Source organism: Streptomyces sp. NPDC015171 (assembly GCF_043079545.1).
Taxonomy (GTDB): domain Bacteria; phylum Actinomycetota; class Actinomycetes; order Streptomycetales; family Streptomycetaceae; genus Streptomyces.
In genome coordinates, this window is record NZ_JBIBUO010000001.1 from 546,975 (window position 1) to 561,873 (window position 14,899).

Sequence of the window (14,899 nt, forward strand, 5' to 3'; positions counted from 1 at the left end):
TCGCGCTACGTGCTCGCGAGTGACAGCTTCACGGCGAAGCCGAGGAACAGGGCACCCGCCGCCGAGGTCGCCGTCGCCGACAGCCGCTTGCGGCGGCGGAAGGCCGCGGCCAGGCGGGTGCCGCCGAATATCAGCGCGCTCAGGTAGAGACAGCTGGCCAGCTGGGCGAAGGCGCCGAGGACGACGAAGGACAGCGCCGGATAGGCGTATCCCGGGTCCACGAACTGCACGAAGAAGGCGACGAAGAAGAGGATCGCCTTGGGGTTGAAGAGGCTGACCACGAAGGCGCGGCGGAACGGCCGCTCGTCGGCGGCCCTGGCGGGCTCCAGGTCCTCGACGGCCCGCTCCCGCCGGGTCCGCCACATGCTCAGGGCGGACCGCAGCATCCCGATCGCCAGCCACGTCAGATATCCGGCACCGGCGTACTTCACGATCCCGAACAGCACCGCGTTGCCCTGGAGCAGGGAGGCGACGCCGGCGGCGGACAGCGTCATGAGGACCGTGTCCCCGCACCACACACCGGCGGCGGCCGTGTATCCGGCCCGCACACCGCGGCGGGCGGCCACGGAAAGGACGTAGAGGGAGTTGGGGCCGGGCAGCAGGACGATCACGATCAGACCTGCGAGATAGGTGGGGAGGTCGATGACGCCGAACATGAGAAGGAGTGTCGCACGGGGGTACGACATTCCGGCCCGGAGCGGCGCCGGCCCGGGAGAGGCGGCGGCCCGGGAGAGGCGGCGGCCCGGACGGCTCAGAAGGCGTCCGACGGCACGTACGACCCCCAGACCTCCCGCAGGGCCCCGCACACCTCCCCCACCGTCGCCCGCGCGCGCAGCGCCTCCTTCATCGGGTACAGCACGTTCTCCGTGCCCGCCGCCGCCTCCCGCAACTCGGCGAGGGCCGAGTCCACCGCGCCCTGGTCCCGTCCGGCCCGCAGCCGGGCCAGCCGCTCCACCTGCCGGGCCTCGATCGCCGGGTCCACGCGGAGCGGCTCGTACGGCTCCTCCGCCTCCAGCCGGAAGCGGTTGAGGCCCACGACGACCCGCTCGCCGGAGTCCGTCTCCCGGGCGATGCGGTACGCGTTCCGCTCGATCTCGGCCTTCTGGAAGCCCTGTTCGATCGCGGCCTCCGCCCCGCCCAGGTCCTCGATCCGCCGCATCAGGTCCAGCGCGGCGGCCTCGACGTCGTCCGTCATCCGCTCCACCGCGTAGGAGCCGGCGAACGGGTCCACCGTCGCCGGCACGTCCGTCTCGTACGCCAGCACCTGCTGTGTCCGCAGCGCCAGCCGAGCGCTCTTGTCCGTCGGCAGCGCGATCGCCTCGTCGAAGGAGTTGGTGTGCAGGGACTGGGTCCCGCCGAGGACCGCGGCCAGGGCCTGGACGGCGACCCGGACCAGGTTCACCTCCGGCTGCTGGGCCGTCAGCTGGACCCCCGCCGTCTGGGTGTGGAAGCGCAGCATCCAGGACTTCGGGTTCCGCGCGCCGAAGTCCTCCCGCATCACCCGCGCCCAGATCCGCCGCGCCGCGCGGAACTTGGCGACCTCCTCCAGCAGCACCGTACGGGCCACGAAGAAGAAGGACAGCCGGGGGGCGAAGGCGTCGACGTCCATGCCCGCCGACACCGCCGTACGGACGTACTCGATGCCGTCCGCGAGGGTGAACGCGATCTCCTGCGCGGGCGACGCGCCCGCCTCGGCCATGTGGTACCCGGAGATCGAGATGGTGTTCCACTTCGGGATCTCGGCGGTGCAGTACCTGAAGATGTCGGCGGTCAGCCTGAGGGAGGGCTTCGGCGGGAAGATGTACGTGCCCCGCGCGATGTACTCCTTCAGGACGTCGTTCTGCACGGTCCCGGTCAGCCGGTCGGCCGGCACGCCCTGTTCCTCGGCCACCAGCTGGTAGAGCAGGAGCAGCAGCGCAGCGGGCGCGTTGATCGTCATCGAGGTGGAGACCCGGTCCAGCGGGATGCCGCCGAACAGCACCCGCATGTCCTCGATCGAGTCGACCGCCACGCCCACCTTGCCGACCTCGCCGTGCGCGAGCGGCGCGTCGGAGTCGTGGCCCATCTGGGTGGGCAGGTCGAAGGCGACGGACAGGCCGGTGGTGCCGTGCGCGATCAGCTGCCGGTAGCGGGCGTTCGACTCGGCCGCCGTGCCGAAGCCGGCGTACTGCCGCATGGTCCAGGGGCGGCCGGTGTACATCGTCGGGTACACCCCGCGGGTGTACGGGTACGCGCCCGGTCGGCCCAGCTTGCGGTCCGGGTCCCAGCCGGTCAGGTCGGCCGGCCCGTAGACCGGCTCGATGGGCAGACCCGATTCCGACTCATGTGCCATGGACGCCTCCGACCCGTACGACCCGTCCTCCTCACCATGCCTCCTAGTTCGGCGCCGGTCACGCGGGGAAGCATCCACGGCATGAGGATCCCGGGGAGACCTGCCGTCCTGCTCGCCTCGACCGTCGCGCTCGCCGCGCTCTGCGGGTGCACCGCGCAGCCCGCGGGCGACGACGGCAAGCACCGCCCGCCGGTGCGCGTCCAACTGCCGCCCTCCAGCCGCGCCCGCACCGACCCGGCCGGCTCGGCCGCTCCAGCCGCTCCGGCCGCTCCGGCCGCTCCGGCCGCTCCGGCCCGGACTACGCCTGCCGCGCCCACCGCGTCCGCCGCGCCCCCGCCCCGGGTGCTGTGGTCGCGCGGGGACAGCGGCCCGGGCGTCCGCGAACTCCAGGCCCGGCTCCGCCAGGTCGCCTGGCTGGCCGAAGGGCCGACGGGGACGTACGGCGGGCTGACCGAGCAGGCCGTCAGCGGCTTCCAGGGCAGACGGGGGCTGCCGCGGACCGGCTCGCTGGACACCGTCACCTGGCAGCGGCTGCTGGCCATGACGCACGAGCCGGGCCGGTGGGAGCTGTATCCGATGGGCGGTCAGCCGGCCGCCCCGCCGGACGCACGGTGCCTGACCGGCCGGGTGCTGTGCGTCGACAAGACCAGCAGGACCTTGCGCTGGATGGTGGACGGGCGCACGGTCGAGACGCTGTCCGTCCGCTTCGGCACGCAGTACACCCCGACCCGTGAGGGTGTGTTCCACGTCTACTGGAAGTCACGGCACCATGTGTCGACGCTCTACCACTCGCCGATGCCGTACGCGATGTTCTTCAGCGGCGGCCAGGCGGTGCACTACTCCTCCGACTTCGCGGCGCGCGGTTACGCGGGCGGTTCGCACGGGTGCGTCAACGTCCGGGACGAGGCGGCCATCGCTCGGCTGTTCGCGCAGGTGAGGGTGGGCGACAAGGTCGTCGTCTCCTGGTGAGACGTGCGGGGCGCGGGCGGGACCGGGGGAACGTGTCCCGCCCGCGCCAGGTGCACGAGCCGTAGGTACGGGGGGAACCCCGGCTCAGTGCGAGGCCGATGACCAGTCGGCTCACTCAGTACTGCGTCGCGGACTCCAGAAACGTCACACCTCGCGCGAAAGCAATTTCACGCAAGGTGAAACCGCAGGTCAGAGGGGTGCCAGCGGATCAGAGCGCGGTGTACGACGGGCTCGCGGACGGGAGCGGGAGCGTCCGGTCGCCGCCCGTACGGTCATGGTGCGCGGCGGAGGCGGAGGGGAGGACGGGCAGCGCACCGCCGTGGCGCCGGCCGTCGTGGCCACCGCCTCGGCCGTCGCGGCCGTCACCTCGGCCGTGTCCGCCGCCCGGGTGGTCGTGGCCCCCGCCCCGGCCCCCGTCTCCGCCCTTGCCCCCGCCCCCGTCCTTGTCCTTGTCCTCGCCGCCCTTGCCCTTGCCGTCTTTGCCGCTGCCCTCGCCGTCCTTGCCGCCCTTGCCCTTGCCGGGGGTGCCGCCGTGCGCGGTGCCGGACGTGGAGTCGCCGGAGGCCAGCAGGACCTTGCAGTACGCGGCCAGGCGCGCGGCGCCGCCCGCCAGGTGTTCGAGGCCGCGCCTGCGGCCGGGGTCCAGGTCCTTGCCGTCCCGCAGGGCACGGCAGGTCGCGGCGGCGCCGAGCCAGCCGGTGCCGGACGTCGCGGAGGGGGGTGCGGATCCGGGAGCGGTGTCCCGTCCCGTGCCGTCGTCCGTCCCCGCCGCCTCGCCCGGAGGAGTGCCGCCGGGACTCCCGCGCGTGGCGCCGTCCGGCGTGCCCGTGCCCGTACCGCTGCCCGGCGCGGCCGACGGGGGCGGGGAGGCGAGCGGATCGCCGGTGGTCGAGTCGGCGGAGACGGAGGCGCCGGGGCGGGGGTGCTCGTCACCGAACGGAGTGGGCAGCACTCCGCTGCTCGCGGCCACCGCGACCCCGCCGAGCATGCCCGCGGCCAGGGCGGCGGCGAGCGCGAGGCGCACCGGGCGGGCCCAGCGGGGGCGCCGCCGGGCCGGGATTCCGGTACGGGGCGGGGCACCGATACGGATCAGACCCGCGTCGGCGCCGGGCCCCGGGGCGCGGGTGACGGAGGGGGCGTGGGCGGCGGCGGTGCGCTCCGCATCGGCCGCCTCCCGGGCCTTGCGGAACGCGGCCAGGGCAGCCTGCTCACCAGGGAGTTCAGCGGTGGCGGGGGCCGCCTCGGCGGACAGCGCGCCGAGCGCCCGGGAGAGGCGTTCGGCCTGGTCACGGGCAGCGGCGTCGACGGCGTCCAGCGACTCGCCGCGCAGCAGACGGTCCGCTGTCGCACGGTCCAGCCACGTGTACTGCTCGTCGGCCATCACATGTCCTTCTGCGTCCGCGACCGCGTATGCGTCACAGTTGCGGACGTCACCGCGCGGCGGCGCGGTTCTCGCTGCGGCGGGAGGGCGTCGAGTCCGCCCGCCGATTCCGGATCGGCGCCGATCAGCTCCGCGAGCCGTTTCAGACCGCGGTGTGCGGCGGTACGGACGGCGCCCGCGCGTTTGCCGAGCGTCTCGGCGGCGGTCTTGGCGTCCAGGCCCACGACCACGCGCAGGACGACCGCCTCGGCCTGGTCCTGCGGGAGCCGCGCGATCAGGGAGAGGGTGCTGTCGGTGGCCAGGGCCTCGATGGCCTCGCCCGCAGTGTCGGACTCGGCGGCCCGGCCGGTCAGCTCCGTCTCGTCGCCGCCTATGGCGGGGCGGCGTCCGCGCATCCGGATGTGGTCGAGGGCCCGGTTGCGGGCGATCCGGGCGGCCCAGCCGCGGAACCGGTCGGCGTCCCCGCTGAACCGGTCCAGGTCACGGGCGATCTGCAGCCACGCCTCGGACGCGACGTCCTCGGCGTCCGGGTCGCCGACCAGTGTGCGTACGTATCCGAGCAGCCGGGGATGCACCGAGCGGTACACCGTACGGAACGCGCTCTCGTCCCCGTTCTGTGCCGCACGCACCGCGGCGGTCAGCTCCGCGTCGTCCCCCAGCACCGCACTCCCTATACGCCTGTCTTCGGTCGGCGCGAATGGCACGTTACGGCGTGAAACCTCAGCTCGTCCATGTCTGTAGAAGATGCAACTAACTCGTGACCGGGTTCGGATGTGCGCACGGTGAGCCCCGAGGTGGCCGGGTGTGACAGAAACCGCACTCATGGCGCTGAAAGGAGTACGGGTCGCGCGCGGCCCGTCCGCGCGACGGCCGGGGCCTCTCCTGTGGGGGGTGGCGGCCCCGGCCGTCTCTGGACTCCCCCCCGCTCTGAGCAGGCAGCGTTCGCCGCACGGGACCTCTGCACGACCAACGCGTGACCCCCGCGTCCTGGCGTCCGCCCGGCCTTGCCCGCGCCAGCGCCTCCGTTCGGACACTGTCCGCGCTCCGTCACCCCAGCGCCTTCGAACCCGGCGCGATCCGTCGACGCCGGCTTTACCGCCCTCACCCCCAACCCTTTAGGGCGCCTCGCACCGCCGGCACCACCGCCACCGCGCACCCATAGCCCAGCGCAGTGATGTGGGTCACAATTCGAGGCCCAGGATGGACAACCTCCTCGGACATCGCCGACACGCCCGAGCCTTCAAGCAGCGCGGATGTCGCCTCCGTGCAGCGCAGACCGACTGCGCATGCTTACACGATCAGTACAGACAGCGTCCGGCACCCCTTGGCGGACTTCGTTCCGCTGCTAATTTTGACGGCAGTCGACCGGAGGCGGCTACGGCCATATCCGGTCGACGCCGAGAGGTGACTGGAAGGAGGAATGCGCAGCGATGATGCGCAGTGCCCTCGCCAGGAATGCATCGCGAGAACCCAAGAGGAGTTTCCCGTGGAGAACGTGGACGCCGGCCGCCCCGCCACGGAGGTCGTCGAACGACTCTGGCGCGCGTACGCGCCCTTCCAAAGAGGCCGCAGCACGGACCGGGACCTCACCGCGATGCTGGCCATGCTGGCGCTCGCGAAGTTCATGGACTCGGCCCGCGATCCGGCCGAAGAACTGACAAAGCGGTGGTCCAGAGCCGTCGCGGAAGCGAGAACCGGCTATTTGCCGCTGAGGGACCTGCATCACGCGTACTCCCTCGCGACCAGTCACGCCCAGTTTCCCCTGGTCGCCTCGTGGGACACGGAGAACGTTTTCGCCACCGCAGTCGATACAGACGACCTGCCATGGACACCGGCCTTTCTCACCGCGCTCCAGGAGTTCCCTCCAGCCACCCAGGCGGGATTCGAGGAGGTCACCGACCTGCTCCTGGAGCGCTTTGTCACGGAGAGTGCCAGTCAGACGGGCGAGTTCTACACGCCGCGGGCTGTCACACGGCTGGTCGTGGAGTCTCTGTCCCCCCAACCCGGCGATCGCGTACTCGATCCCGCCTGTGGCACCGGCGGGTTCCTCACAGCGGCCGCGCAATACGTGGCCGAGCGGGGACACGCTGGTGGCGTGTCTCTTGAGGGCTACGCCATGGATCACCGCAACCCCCAGCCGGCCATGCTGAACCTGGCCCTGCACGGAATCAACCAGCCCCTGGTGCGAGCCTCCGACCCCGCGTCACTCTTTCGGGATCCAGGGGTCGGCAGGGCCGAATTCGTGATGTGCAATCCGCCCTTCAACCAGCGCGTCCAAGGTCTGGAACACCTGAACTGGCCCTTCGGGATCCCCCTCGAATCGAACGCGAACTTCGCCTGGCTCCAATTCGCGTGGACCCGGCTGAGCAACAAGGGGAAGGCAGGCATCATCATGCCTACCGGTGCCGCTTCCACACGCGGCCACGGAACGGAGATGCGCAGGGCGATACTGGCCGCTCACGCACTTCTCGGCGTTGTCGCACTACCGGCCGGGATGTTCTCCCACACCGCTGTGCCTGTGCACATCTGGCTGCTCGCCCGTGACGCGACCCATCACCTCCCGGCCGGGGAAGCCGGATCCGTGCTCTTCATCGACGCGAGCCGATCGGGCACGCAGACCCCACGTGGGGCGCGTGTGGTCGGCACGGCCGAAATCGACCGCATCAGCGCTACGTTCCGCACCTGGCTGCGGTCTCCCCATGCGAACTCCGACGCCCCTGGCTTCTCCCGCTCGGTCTCGTACGACGAGATACTGGCGAACGACGGTTGCCCCTTCGACCCCCGGTTGTACGTGGAGCCGACGCAGGAGCGGCCTGCCGCGGCGCTGGGCGTACGCCGGCTGCTCGACGACCTGGCGCAGCGGGCCAGTTCTGCGGCCGTATCGACGACCTCACTCGGCAGAAGCTTCGACCACAGCGAGCGGGCGGCACGCAGCGAGGCGGATGTTCCGCGCGAATCGCTTCGGAACTTGCTCGCCAGCACCCCGGGAGAAGGGGTCGACGCCCGGCACCAGTTGCTCGCGGGGCCTTCGGGGAGTCTGATCCGCGCCGACGACTACGTCGATATCGGCGGCGTTCCCGTCGTGATGCCGAAAGACCTGACAGGAGGCGGCTTCAGCACGGCGAGCATCCGGCACATCAGCGAGCTGCAGGCCAAAAGGCTGGAGCGCTTCCGTCTTCGCCCCGGGGACGTGGTCCTGGCTCGCCGGGGCGAGCTGGGCCGAGCCGCCGTCATCCGCGATGGACAGCGTGGCTGGGTATGCGGCACAGGTTGCTTCCTGCTGCGTCCCCCAGCAGAGCTCGACCCCGGCTACTTCGCTGCGTACCTGCGAAGCCCGGAGGCACGTGCGTGGCTGGAGGCTCACTCCACAGGAAGCATGAAAATGAAGACCATCTCGCTCGACGTTCTCAGCGACCTGCCCGTGCCAGTGCCCGCTCTCTCCGCTCAGCGCGCGATCGCCGACGCGATGGAGCGGCTGGACGAGTACGAGCGCCTGCTGGGCGAGCAGCTCGCCCTCACCCGACGTATCCGTCACACTGCGCTGGACGGAGGCATCGTTCCCGCCCCATAAGGGCGTACGGCCCGTGGCGAGACCGGTTACGGGGATCCGGGGAGCTCCCGACCTCCTGCGACCGCACCCGCTACCGTGAAGCCATGACCGCACTGCCCGACTGGATGCGCCCGCCACGCGCGGAAGGCTGGTTCGCGGAGGACCTGGATCACCTCCCCGAGGCACCGCGCCACACAGAGTTGATCGACGGAGCCCTCGTATTCATGATGTCGCCCCAGCGGTCCTGGCACGGCCGACTAATCACCGCCCTGACCACCACCCTCATGGCGCAGGCACCGACCGGCGTCGAGGTCGAACGGGAAATGACCATCCGCCTCGATGCCCGTAACCGACCCGAGCCGGACCTCTTGCTGACGGATCTGCCCTACGAACCCGACCGCACCTGGTACGCGCCTGAACACGTGAAGCTCGTCGTGGAGGTCGTCTCCCCCGAGTCCGCCCACCGCGACCGCACAGTCAAGCTCCGCAAGTACGCAGAGGCTGGCATCCCGCACTACTGGTGCATCGAAGACGAGGACGGCACGCCTGCCGTCCATGTGTATGAACTGGATGAGCCTACGGGAGCCTATGCCCCCGCCGGGATCTTCCGGGGCTCGCTTCGGCGCCCAGTGCCCTTCGAGATCAGTCTCGACCTCGACAAACTCACGCCTTCACGGAGCAGCTGAGGAGCGCTGACAGCTCAGCCTCTGGGCAAGGAACAGGCCAGACTCCGGCGAAAGACCGGACCAACCGACAACCGATTGCTCCGCTTGGGACCGCAGTGCCCGTTCAGGCACTCTCGCACGCTCAACGGAACCGGGGATGGCGGCCCCGGCCGTTGCCTTCGCGGAGCCGGCTGGCGGCCGGCGCTCGCCGTCGGTGGGCGTGCGGCGCTCGCCGTCGGCTTTCCGCTGCGGCCCGCGGGTGTCAGAGGGTCGTCCGCAGCGGGGGGCGGGTGCGGCCCGGCTGCCCGGGGCGCCAGTCGTCCCGCGACCGGGGCCGCGCGTCGTGCGCGCCCGCCTCGCGTGCGGCGCGGAACGCGGCCACGGCGGTGCGCTCCGCCTCGGGGTCGACCCCCTCGCCGCGCAGTACGTCGCCGAAGCGCGTCTCCAGACCGGAGACACCGGGGACCGCCGCGGCGACGGTGCCTTCGGGGTGCGCGGGCAGGCGACCGGGCAGCCGGTCGCCGCTGTGCCGTTCACCCATGTCCGTTCCCGCCCTCGTTCCGCCCGGAATCCCGTACGCCGTCGGAGCCGGGAGCCCGCGCCCCCCGCGAGCCGAGCCGTCGCGTGCCCTTGCATACGTCCCGCGCCCGGCATCGTTCATCCCGACTCACCCGGCGTCGGGGGATCGCCGTCCGTCACACCGTCGGCGCGCTCGTCCGCCGCGCCCTGGGCGCCGAGCCGGCGGGCCAGCCGGCGCAGCCCCCGGTACGCGGCCGTACGGACGGCGCCGGGGCGTTTGCCGAGGACGCGGGCGGCGGCCGGGCCGTCGAGGCCGACGACCACCCGCAGCAGCACCGCCTCGGCCTGGTCGCGCGGCAGCCCGCGCACCAGCTCCAGCGCGCGTGCGGTGGAGAGGGACTCCAGGGCCTGCTCGTAGGTGCTGTGCCGGCCGGGGAGTTCCAGGGCGTCCTGGTCGAGCCGCGCGGCCCGGGGCCTGACCCGCTGCCGGCGCAGATGGTCCAGCGCGCGGTGCCGGGCGATGGTCGCGGTCCAGCCGCGGAAGCCGGCGCCGTCGCCGCGGAAGCGGCCGAGGTCCCGGGCTATCTCCAGCCAGGCGTCGGAGGCGACGTCCTCGGCGTCGTCGCCGACCAGACCGCGCAGGTAGCCCAGCAGGCCGGGCTGCACGATCCGGTAGGCCACCGCGAAGGCGGTCTCGTCACCCTCCTGGGCCCGCGCGACGGCCGCGCCAAGCTCCCCGTCCCGCGGCTGCGGGCGGCGGGGTTCCCCTCCCTGGCCCAAGACCGTCCTCGTTCGTGCCGAGTTCCTGGCCACTGCGTGGCGCCTGCCTCACGGTGCGACACGCTCCGGCCGTGTCCCCCGCCCTCCACGATCATCTGCGTCGGCCCGGACGGAAGTGTCACAGCCGGGGCCGGTCAGCCCGCGGCGGTCGCGTCCCGGCACAGCAGCCGGAGCGAGCCGTGCCCGCCGTGGCAGCGGCGGGCCTCGTCGATCGGGTCCCACAGCCGGCCGCCGGGGGTGCGCACCCAGTGCTCGCCGCCGGTCGCCCACCACTCGCCGCCGGTCCGGCGGACGATCACCTCGCCCGCGTAGGCACCGAAGCCGCGCAGCACGCTCTCGACGGCGGCGTACGGTGCCCCCTCGCGGCGGATCTCGTCGATCATCCGGTCCACCCGCCACAGGCTCTGCTCCGAGTAGTCGAGCGGCACCCGCTCCCTCTCGCGCACGGCCGCCACCGCGTCCGCCGCCCACCGCACGGGCTTCGCCGCGGCGGTCGGTCTGGTCTCCTGCTGAGCTGTCACGTGCTGGGCCGTCACTTGCGTTGTCACCTGGGTTGTGGGTCGGGTTGTGGGGTGGGGTGGGGTGGGGTGTCGGGCGGGGGGTGCGATGGGCCGGGGGGCGAAGGTGTGCGATGGAGTGTCGCATCAGGGGGGCGGGCTCGGGCTTGGGGCCGTCATGCCATGTCGAATCGTTTCTTCAGTGCGTGGCCGTCCGCTGTGGAAACACGCCGTGACCGCCGGGCGAAGCGCACGGGAACTACCTCAGGCTCCGGGTTCCCCCGCGCCGCGCGCCCGGCGCGAGACCACCGCGCGCAGCACCCGGCGGCCCTCCACCGACACATCGAGCGCCCGGCGCAGCCCCTGCGCGCCATGGCCCGCGAGGAGTTCCAGGACCGCCGCCTGGCGGCGCAGCTCGGCGGCGACGAGCGGCGGCAGTCCCGCGGTGTCCCCCGCGCGCCCGGCGTCGGGGCCCTCCGGGACCGCCGGATCGGTGCCGCCGTCCGCGGCGGGGTCGAGCAGCCGGTGGATGCGCAGCGAGGCGACCGAGCAGGCGTCGGCCCAGGGCCGTACCGCGCCTTCGGTGCGCTCGGCCGGGGCCGTCTCCAGCATGCGGTGGGCGAGCCGCGCGGCCTCGTCGCCGGCCGGCTCGGCGGGGCCGAGGGCCGCGCGGGCCCGCACCAGGCTCCCGGCCCACTCCGAGCCGTCGGCGAGGCTCGCCCACAGCGGGCGCAGCAGCTCGTCGTCAGCGCCGCCGAGCAGCGGCAGACACCGATCCAAACAAGCCAACCCGCTGGCGGCCAGTCCGCGTTCGTCGGCCTGCGCGATCAGTTCCACCAGGCTCATGAATGTTCCCCTCGCCAGGGCGCCGACCGGTACGGAGCCCGTACTTCCCCTTACTGCGTGCGAGGGCGCGGGAGTGTCACAGTGACGGTTTTTCAGCCAAGTGCCGGGGCGGGCAGCTCACCGGAGAGGACCTTGCGCTCCTGCATCCCGGTCAGCCGGAGGACCACCGCGACGGCGAGGACGGCCGCCGCGATGTCGAGGGCGTCGGAGAGGAGCATCGCCCGCGCCGCGTCGCGCAGGCCGGCCGCCGTCTCGGCGTGCCGGGAGCTGGTGGCGGCGAACCGGCCCACGAGGAGGCCGACGATCCACACCGTCCACCAGGCGTTGATCAGCCCGTGCCCGTCCCGGGCGCCCCAGGGAGCGCTGGCGTCCCAGGTCTCGGCGACGATCCGGCGGGGGAACCACAGGTTCACGAGCGGGCAGAACCAGCCGCCGATCGTCCAGCCGCGCTTCATGGTGTGCCGGGAGGCGTCGAACACCTCGGCGTTCACCCGCGCCCGCCACAGCCAGCACAGGTAGACGACGGCCGCGGCCACCAGCGCCGCCCCCTGGGCGATGCCGGAGGCGCTGTAGAGGGCGTCCGCGTGGTCGGCCCGGTCGACGACGCCGGAGCCGACGGCGCCGTCGGCGATGTCACCCGCGACGTTCATCTCCAGCACGTCCGCGAAGCAGGCGAACAGATCGGTGGCGGCGACCAGCCCGAGCAGGACGACGGCGGCCCGGCCGAGCCCGGCCGGAGAGCGCAGCAGGGCGACGGGCGGCGGGGCGTACGGCGGCGCGGGCATGGGTGTGGTCATGAAGAGGTTCCCCCGAGAAGACCGAGATCCGAGACGGCGCGCGGCACTCCCCGTGCCGCGCGGACACCGGAACATACGGTCGCACGCCGCGGCCCGTCCACTCGGTTCTCAGCCCAGCCGGTCCGCCAGCGCCTTGAAGCCGGTCCAGGACAGCGCGGGCTCGCCGGAGTCCCACAGCTTCTGCGCGGTGGCCCGCAGCGGCATCCGGATCCCCGCGGCGACCTGCCCCTGCGTCTGCGCGCCCGCGAGGTCGCACCACACGGCGAACGACCCGCCGAGGATCTGCGCGTCGTAGCGCTCCGGCACGGCGGTCGTGCCGCGCAGCACCCGCGGGGTCCACTGCTCGTAGATCCGCTGCCCGGTCGGGTACACGAAGGTCTGCGGCTGCCCGAGCACGTAGTAGAGGAACTCGTCGTTGTAGTTGATGACCCGGCGGCCGGCGCTCAGGTACTCGGCGGGCGGCCGGGCGCCGATCTCCTTGCCGGTCCAGTAGGCGACCCGCAGGTCCTTGTCGGGCTGCACGGAGGTGCCGCGGAAGAAGCCGTCGTTCCAGGCCCGGGGGGTCTTGTCATGGGCGCGGACGGTGGCGGCGCGGGCGTTGAGCCAGCCGGTGGTGAGGTCGGCGACGGTCCCGCCGGCACCGTAGGCGCGCTGGGCGGCGGCGGCCAGCTGCGGATAGGACGCCTGCGGGTCCGCCACGGTCAGCGCCTGGTACTCGTCGCCGCCCAGGTGCCACTGCCCGCCGGTGAAGAGGCCGGCGTACTCGTCGAGCAGGTCGTCGACGATCTTCGCCGAGCCTTCCTTGGATATGTCGATCGCGCCGCGCGTCGCGACCCCGTTCGCGTTGCGCAGCTGGAGGTCGGGGTGGGCGGCGATGACCGCGCCCAGATGCCCGGGCGAGTCGATCTCGGGCACGACGGTGATGTGCCGGGCGGCCGCGAGGTCCACGATCTTCTTGACCTGCGCCTTGGTCAGATGGACCGGGGAGACGATCTCGGGGTGGCTGGTGGACTCGATCCGGAAGGCCTGGTCGTCGGAGAAGTGCAGGCCCAGCTCGTTGTACTTCAGGTCGCCCAGCTCACGGACCCGGTCCTCGATCCAGCTCTCGCTGAACGGCTTGCGCGCGATGTCCAGCATGAAGCCGCGCACCGGCTTGGCGGGCTGGTCGCGTACGACGCCCTCGGGGACCGTACCGCCGCCGTGCACCTCCTGCTTCAGGGTGCGGGTGCCGTAGAAGACCCCGGCCTCGCCGGGCCCGCTGATGTCGACCCGCCCGTCCCGGACGGTCATGGTGTACGACTCCTGGTTCCCGCCCCCGCCGCCGAGCGACAGCCGTACGTCGCCGGCCCGCGTGTCGGCCGCCCGCCCCGCGTACGTCAGCCCCAGCTCCCCGGCCGTCAGCCGGCCCTCGTCGGCCAGCGCGGGGTCGCTCACCACCACCCGTCCGCCGTCGCGCGGCTGCCAGCCGGGGCCGCGCGCCGGGGTGTGGGAGCCCACCGCGGGTATCGTGCGGGGCGCCCGCGAGAGCGGGTAGGAGCGGCTCGGACTGGGACTGGCCGACGGCGCGGCCGGTGCGCCGGTCTCGGCCACCCGGCCGGACGACGACTGCCGGGCGCTGCCGCCCGGCTTCCCGCCGCCCCCGTCCGAGGAGGCCCACACGCCCACGCCCGTGCCGAGCGCGACCGTCCCGACGAACGTGGCTGCCACCACCGCCCGCTTGCGTATCACCTGTCGCGCCGTGCCCCGGCGCCGATGCGTGTGCTGGGTCACCCTGCCAACGTACGTCCGATCAGCGGCCCACCTGTCACCCAGGGGTTCCGAAACTCTTCCGTCCGGGTGAAATTCAGGCATCCCTCGGACACAGCGTGACCACTCTCGATAACCTGACGACACACCTTTCACAGCATCCCCTGCCACACCACATGTGACGCGAGGACCCACGCTGCCCGCCCACCGCCTGCCGTATCTCCCCAAGCCTCTCGACGCCTTCAACACCGTTCCCGTCGACGAGGCGCGCTCCCTTCTTCTGCACTGCCTGCACAGCCGGCGCTGGTCCCACCGGCTCGCCGACCACCGGCCCTACCCCGACCTGGGCGCGCTGCTGGCGGCGGCGGACGAGGCCGCGTACGACCTCGCACCGGCCGACCTGGCCGAGGCCCTGGCGGGCGAGTCGCTTCCGGAGCTTCCCGAGGACACCTACTCGGCGGCCCACATGGCCCTGAGCGCCGCGCACGCCGCCTACGAGGCGCGATTCGGACACGCGTTCGTCATCTATCTGGGTGACGCCCCGCCGGACGAGGCCGTCGACCGCTTCCTCGAAGCGATCCGGTCACGATTGGCGAACGATCCCGAGGAGGAGCGGATCGTGACGGCGGAGGAGCTGCGGCGCCTGGCCAAGGACCGGCTGGCCCGGCTCCTGGGCGGCGCGGGGCCGCATCCACCAGCGGCTCCGCCGCGCGGCGCGACCAGCCACAACGGCGCCGCACCCGGCAGATAGCGGTACATCCCGCCCCGGCGGCGGCCCGGTGATAGCCCATCCGATGCCAGTTTGATCACACAGGTA

General features: G+C 72.7%; 14 protein-coding genes. 4 read left to right on the top strand and 10 right to left on the bottom strand.

The genetic code is table 11. From position 1 onward, the window contains the following. Positions 1–5: 5 nt before the first annotated feature. Together leuE and ACF073_RS02530 are read right to left on the bottom strand one after the other, a co-directional pair. Positions 6–656: a leucine efflux protein LeuE gene (gene leuE, locus ACF073_RS02525; RefSeq protein ID WP_392066151.1), complete on the bottom strand. Its 651-nt coding sequence runs from the start codon at positions 654–656 to the stop codon at positions 6–8. Between the two features lie 95 nt (positions 657–751). Next, positions 752–2,332, bottom strand: a complete 1,581-nt coding sequence (locus tag ACF073_RS02530) for a methylmalonyl-CoA mutase (protein ID WP_392066153.1) — start codon at positions 2,330–2,332, stop codon at positions 752–754. Positions 2,333–2,413: 81 nt separating this feature from the next. Between ACF073_RS02530 and ACF073_RS02535 the strand changes: the two genes are divergently transcribed. Further along, positions 2,414–3,301, top strand: coding sequence for a L,D-transpeptidase family protein (locus ACF073_RS02535; RefSeq protein ID WP_392066155.1), 888 nt, complete (start codon positions 2,414–2,416; stop codon positions 3,299–3,301). A gap of 208 nt (positions 3,302–3,509) precedes the next feature. Here ACF073_RS02535 and ACF073_RS02540 read toward each other — a convergent pair whose 3' ends face one another. After that, entirely contained in the window at positions 3,510–4,682 is a 1,173-nt protein-coding gene (locus ACF073_RS02540; protein WP_392066157.1) for a hypothetical protein, read from the bottom strand. After that, positions 4,682–5,344, bottom strand: a complete 663-nt coding sequence (locus ACF073_RS02545; RefSeq protein WP_392066159.1) for an RNA polymerase sigma factor — start codon at positions 5,342–5,344, stop codon at positions 4,682–4,684. The genes ACF073_RS02540 and ACF073_RS02545 overlap by 1 nt, the downstream gene beginning before the upstream one ends. Positions 5,345–6,168: 824 nt before the next feature. Between ACF073_RS02545 and ACF073_RS02550 the strand changes: the two genes are divergently transcribed. Both ACF073_RS02550 and ACF073_RS02555 read left to right on the top strand, forming a co-directional pair. After that, positions 6,169–8,253, top strand: coding sequence for an N-6 DNA methylase (locus ACF073_RS02550; protein WP_392066161.1), 2,085 nt, complete (start codon positions 6,169–6,171; stop codon positions 8,251–8,253). Positions 8,254–8,336: 83 nt separating this feature from the next. Further along, entirely contained in the window at positions 8,337–8,918 is a 582-nt protein-coding gene (locus ACF073_RS02555; protein ID WP_392066163.1) for a Uma2 family endonuclease, read from the top strand. A gap of 241 nt (positions 8,919–9,159) precedes the next feature. Here ACF073_RS02555 and ACF073_RS02560 read toward each other — a convergent pair whose 3' ends face one another. From ACF073_RS02560 to ACF073_RS02585, 6 genes are all read right to left on the bottom strand, one after another. Continuing rightward, positions 9,160–9,438 carry a hypothetical protein gene (locus ACF073_RS02560; RefSeq protein WP_392066165.1) on the bottom strand — a complete coding sequence of 93 codons (279 nt, stop codon included), beginning with the start codon at positions 9,436–9,438 and terminating at the stop codon, positions 9,160–9,162. Between the two features lie 116 nt (positions 9,439–9,554). Further along, positions 9,555–10,196, bottom strand: a complete 642-nt coding sequence (locus ACF073_RS02565) for an RNA polymerase sigma factor (protein WP_392066167.1) — start codon at positions 10,194–10,196, stop codon at positions 9,555–9,557. Positions 10,197–10,330: 134 nt separating this feature from the next. Beyond that, positions 10,331–10,717: a hypothetical protein gene (locus tag ACF073_RS02570; protein WP_392066864.1), complete on the bottom strand. Its 387-nt coding sequence runs from the start codon at positions 10,715–10,717 to the stop codon at positions 10,331–10,333. A gap of 240 nt (positions 10,718–10,957) precedes the next feature. Continuing rightward, positions 10,958–11,539 (bottom strand): hypothetical protein, encoded by a 582-nt coding sequence (locus ACF073_RS02575; RefSeq protein WP_392066169.1) that lies wholly within the window; start codon positions 11,537–11,539, stop codon positions 10,958–10,960. Between the two features lie 92 nt (positions 11,540–11,631). Then, a complete protein-coding gene (locus tag ACF073_RS02580; RefSeq protein ID WP_392066171.1) occupies positions 11,632–12,336 on the bottom strand; it encodes a DUF4328 domain-containing protein in 705 nt (234 codons plus the stop codon). 108 nt (positions 12,337–12,444) lie between these two features. Next, entirely contained in the window at positions 12,445–14,064 is a 1,620-nt protein-coding gene (locus ACF073_RS02585; protein WP_392066865.1) for a glycoside hydrolase family 20 protein, read from the bottom strand. Between the two features lie 196 nt (positions 14,065–14,260). On the opposite strand from ACF073_RS02585, the gene ACF073_RS02590 reads away from it, so the two are divergent. Beyond that, positions 14,261–14,833 (top strand): 2-oxo-4-hydroxy-4-carboxy-5-ureidoimidazoline decarboxylase, encoded by a 573-nt coding sequence (locus ACF073_RS02590; RefSeq protein WP_392066173.1) that lies wholly within the window; start codon positions 14,261–14,263, stop codon positions 14,831–14,833. The last annotated feature ends 66 nt before the right edge of the window (positions 14,834–14,899 follow it).